Source organism: Mesorhizobium sp. P5_C1, assembly GCF_054049815.1.
In genome coordinates, this window is record NZ_JBFULQ010000433.1 from 1 (window position 1) to 4,691 (window position 4,691).

3 protein-coding genes are annotated in these 4,691 nt (G+C 60.0%); all 3 read right to left on the bottom strand.

Annotation, left to right across the window (positions count from 1 at the left end; genetic code table 11):
• Positions 1–1,499 (bottom strand): mechanosensitive ion channel family protein (locus ACXJ7R_RS25090; protein WP_457154177.1); only part of this gene is annotated, 1,499 nt, incomplete at its 3' end.
• A 490-nt stretch (positions 1,500–1,989) separates the two neighbouring features.
• Entirely contained in the window at positions 1,990–3,003 is a 1,014-nt protein-coding gene (locus tag ACXJ7R_RS25095; RefSeq protein ID WP_457154178.1) for an Lnb N-terminal periplasmic domain-containing protein, read from the bottom strand.
• A 153-nt stretch (positions 3,004–3,156) separates the two neighbouring features.
• Positions 3,157–4,422 carry an alpha/beta hydrolase gene (locus tag ACXJ7R_RS25100; protein ID WP_457154179.1) on the bottom strand — a complete coding sequence of 422 codons (1,266 nt, stop codon included), beginning with the start codon at positions 4,420–4,422 and terminating at the stop codon, positions 3,157–3,159.
• Positions 4,423–4,691 lie beyond the last annotated feature (269 nt).

Genomic DNA, 4,691 nt, shown 5'->3' on the forward strand with positions numbered 1-4,691 from the left:
CCATAGGGGATTGTCGCCAAGGCACCGCGCTGATGGCGCAGGGAAACCGACCGGACCGAGATTTTTTCCACGGTCCCCTTGGCGCCCGACGTTTCGATATATTCGCCGAAGCGGAATGCATCGTCGATCAGGAAAAACAGCCCGGAGACCAGGTCCTTCACCAGCGTCTGCGAGCCGAAGCCGATGGCCAGCCCGAACACGCTCAAGCCGGCGATCAGCGGCCAGACATTGACCCCGATCGACACCAGGATCGAGAGCAGCGCCAAGGCCACAATGCTCGATTTGCCGACCGCGCTGATCAGCGGCACCAGCGTGCCCAACCGTGAACGCGGCGCACCCAGCGCCTCCTCGTCATCACCTGCGGCGGGCAACTCCGCGCGCAAGGCGCGAACCGACACTGCGCCGACCACGTTCCACAGAAACGCCGCCACCAACATGATCAGCGCCACACCGGATGCGCCCTTGACGACCTCTCGCAGATCTATGCCGAACCCGGCAGCCAGCGGTGTCGCCCACAGCGTTCCCAGCATGGCAATCATGATAGCCACAACGGTGAAGCGGGCGGTCTGTCGCCCTGCCGCTGCCAAGATCGAGATGTCAGGAGACTCCAATCCGCGTTGCGCCCAGTTCCCGATCATTGCGTCGAGATGTGGTGCGGCGAGAAATATCAACCCGGTCAGCAAAACGGCCGACCCACGAAGTGATGCTCCCATGGTCAGCGCGGCCTGAGTGGTGAGAAAGGTGATTATCAGGAACGCGATCACGATTGCCGGCCACACTTTGGCGAGACGGGTGCGCCAGCGGCTTCTGGGGCGCGGACCGGCGACGGCGACTGCCATTGTGCGTCTGTGCCGCCATACGGCCCATGCAAACAGAACGTAGATCGGAATTGCGAAGCCTGTTCGCAGCAGATCCCCCAAGGCCGGCCCGACGGTCCAAAGCCGCAACGTCGCGATCAGCGTTGTGCCGATGATCGCCAAGCCAATGGCAAGCGAGAGGTCGCGCACGAGCGCTGCCAGATGGGCGGAGCGCTCCTGCGCGAACTCGGATCGCCGCGATGCCATCAACAGTGATCTGACGGCGGCGAGAATGACGAAGCCGAGCACGGTCACCACCGTCCAAAGGTGAAGGGTTTGCAAAGGCACGCCAGAACCGGCCAGCAGCCGCGCAGCAATGAAGCCGATCACCAGCGCCACTACAATAGCCGCCACGCCCGCGAAGAATCTGCGCGATGCACTGCTTGTCGCACTCGCCTTCGCGAACCGCCGGGCAAGCAGGATGTACACGCCGGCGACGAGCGCAACGACCAACACAATCTCGAACAGGAGCCCAAGAAGAGATGTTCCCCCGGCTGCAAGCGAGGCCCTCAGGTTTTCAAGCTCGACGGGGACGTTGYCCAAAGCGGAAACCCGCGCGAACAGTCCGGAGACGAAACGATCGGCGAGCTGTTCGAAGCCCGAGATCAACGAAGTAACGTCCGTATCCGCTGTCTTGTCCACGATTTCCCCCTCTTCAGCGCCTCGGAAGCCAGTTCCGGCAGTCAAGGCCGCTGTCTCGCTATCCAGCACCCGACCGTCGCACAATTCAAGCTTCTTTTCTGTCCGGACCTGTTGCCCGCGCGCGGGGTCCGAGCGCACTGAACTTGTCGCCCCAGAGCGCAACGACCGCGCCTATGAGATAGGCCTGATTGGAGATGTCTATCAGGCGTTTACAGTGGCTTTCTTCTGGCTCGATTCTTAGAAAACCAACATCTCATTCAGCTCTCGATTTGACGCCTCGCCGTAAGCAAGTATGCAAACGACAATGGCCCATTCGACGGGTGTGTTTCATCGTAGCGGAGCGGGCGTGTTGAGAGAAGTTTGGGCGACATTCCATCGCTGACTGAGAGGCAGCGCCGCGAGGAAGCGCTGAATGGCTCACGTCTTCGGCGATGCAAAATAACAACTGCGCCGCTCGACCAGCTTGCCCACCTGCGAGCCCCTTCCCAGATCAACTGCCAAGGCCTGGAGACGGCACACCAACCCGGATCAATCTCGAAAAATCCGGTGAAAGGCCCGACTTCCGCGCACGGTCGTCTATGTGGGCCACCTCCCGCAAGGTCGACAATGGCAAGCGGGTATCGAGCGCACCGCGGTCGTACGCATAATCAGGAAGATAGCCGTTAACAATGAGCCGCCAGTCGAATGGAACCACGTCGCCGACTGCTCGCATCATCTTGACGATCGTCGTCGTGCAGTTCGTCGTGATCGAATTGTAGAATGCAGGCTTCGTGGAAAGCGCATTTGCGTCCGAGACGTATTCCAGCAGAAGCGTCCGGGCCGCGTCAGGCGATGCTTTCAGGCGATAGATCTGGACGTCCTCTCCCCGAACATTTGACCTGACACCGACCACGTCTCGCTCGTCGGCCGCGATAATAACCAAGGGATTGCTCTTGAACAGATCCGCTATGGGCGAAAACTCGCCACCTACACGGCGCCGCACCTCAATGGACCAAGCAAGATATTCACCGCCCGAGAAGCCAAAGCTCATGATGACATGGGCCATTTTCGGTCCAGCCCAATAGGACATGAAGAGGTCGGCGGTCTGAACCGTGGAAAGGTCGTAGGTTCGGGTTGTCCAACGTTCGGTGAAATCGGTGTCGCTGCGCCATTCGAAATCACGCACGTCTTTCAGGGTTAACAGGTTTCCATCGCGCGTCCCGGTTACCTGACGGGCGACATCGGGCGCCCAGTCGGCGTCGCCCAAAGGCTTGATGGTGCTCCACCAGACCAGAACCGCAGCAAACGCGGCGAGAAACAGGACGAGCGCCCGGAAGCGAAAACGGCTGAACAGCGCGATGATCGTGCCGAGGCCGAACAAGATGAAAAGGGCGCAGGCCGCAGCCCGGCCGAGCTCTCCCGCAGGCAGGCGATACCACATGGCAAATCCGGCCCAGGCAGCTACGGCGGCAATGGCGAGCGACAAGATAATGGCGAACGAGATTTGAGCGATGCGACGCATCATTCCCCCTTCCAGCCCTACGGTACCAACAGAGGCGTCTCTTCAGGGGCGGCCGGAGTCGCTTGCTGCCGTCCGAATGCCATTCTCACGGGCGCTGGAACCAACTTCGAGATGGAGCATCCATAAAGCTTTGTTGCCGGCCCTAGCCTGGAACAATTACTTCTTACAACCTTTCGTGGAGGTCGCTGGCAAARTACAGCCCTTGTTGGCCTGTGTCCTTCGAGAGCCGGTCAAATTCTCGACCTCGTTGCCGTAGTTTTCTCTGGTGTTCTGATCGACCACTGCAACGGGTGCCGAAATCACCAACCCTGCAGCACTGCCAGCCGCAGCCGCCGCGCCGGTCGTCGCTTGCACGATCGTGTCGCCAAGGCCCACCCTGCTGTCTGTCAGGGTCTGGCCAGCAGCCATCCGCGCTCCAATCAACTGGACGATCTGCGGAGACGAGGCGAACTTGCCGTGATTCAAACTGTCTCCGGACTTGACCTTCGTCAGGTCGATGACGGTTACATTGTTGCTTGAAAGTTCTTCCTTGTATGGAGCCTCTTCCGGATTGATAGAGCCGAGCCGGGGGATGTTGCCCCAGACCCGTCGCGAAAATGCGAGCGCCCGGTCATCCTGCGAGACAAAGAGGGTGAACTGGGGGTGCTGTTTGCCCATGTCGGCAATCTGTGTGCGAAACACGTCGACATCGACGTCAGGCGCGGCCAGCATGACGTTCTTGAACTTCGCCGGCAGTCCGCCATTGCGGATGGCCATCTGGCGCAAGGATTCCAACGCAAGCCAGTTGCCCATCGAATGGGCGAGGATCGAAACCTCTTTCACTTCAGGATCGCGAGCGAGGTATTGGAACAGCGTCTCGAGCGCATCTCGCGTGTAATTCGTGCTTTCGCGATCGTAGCCATAGGCCAGCGTACTGCCTCGGGAAGGCCATGTGACCAGGATCGGAGCGCTGTCGGTGCCTGTGTCGTGAGCGATCTGCGCAAAGCGATAAAGGGAGTCTTCGAAGCGGTTGTTGAAGCCATGGACGAATACCAGCACGCTGTGGTCCGGGCTCTTCCTGACAGTGGCGTGCAGCCATTCCTTCGCGCCATCCCGTGTTAACTCTTCGGCTTTCACCACCRCGAAATCGGTTGCCGGGTTTGAGGGCAGCTTCTTGGGCCAGGCGACCTCGCCGACCTTGCGCACCGACGCTGGTGGGATCGACACCGTAACGTCCGCGAATGAAGGAGCTATCCCGCGTTCGCCCGTATACATCTCGGCCGGATTGGTGGAGCGCGCGCGGGTCGTCGTCACCAGCATCTCCACCTTGCTGGATGCCGGAGATGTATCGGCTACGGGCAACAACACATTCGTTGGACGAGATGCGCAACCGCCAGACAGGCCGATCAGTGCGAATGCCAGCAACGCACGGGGGATACACATGAATTTGAACTCGCCTGCAAAGCCGGCTTCCAAAACGTCCCCCTCACGTGTGCAACGTCAACAAGCCGCCTCGGATACTGCTTGTTGCCAATCGAAGTCAGTTGACAATGATTGCCTCGACAGTGGCACCCAAGATCCGATCGGCACGCTGCTCCACACCACCAACCAAGTACCGGAATCCGTTCTTTTGCGCAACTGCTGGGCCCCGCGTCTCAACATTTCGCCTGGCTGCGCGCCGCCGGTCCGCTCCTAACTAAACAGCGAGGCAT

What these genes read in the sequence shown, in the direction of transcription:
- ACXJ7R_RS25095 (WP_457154178.1), bottom strand. Translation starts at nt 3,003, where the DNA reads ATGATGCGTCGCATCGCTCAAATCTCGTTCGCCATTATCTTGTCGCTC.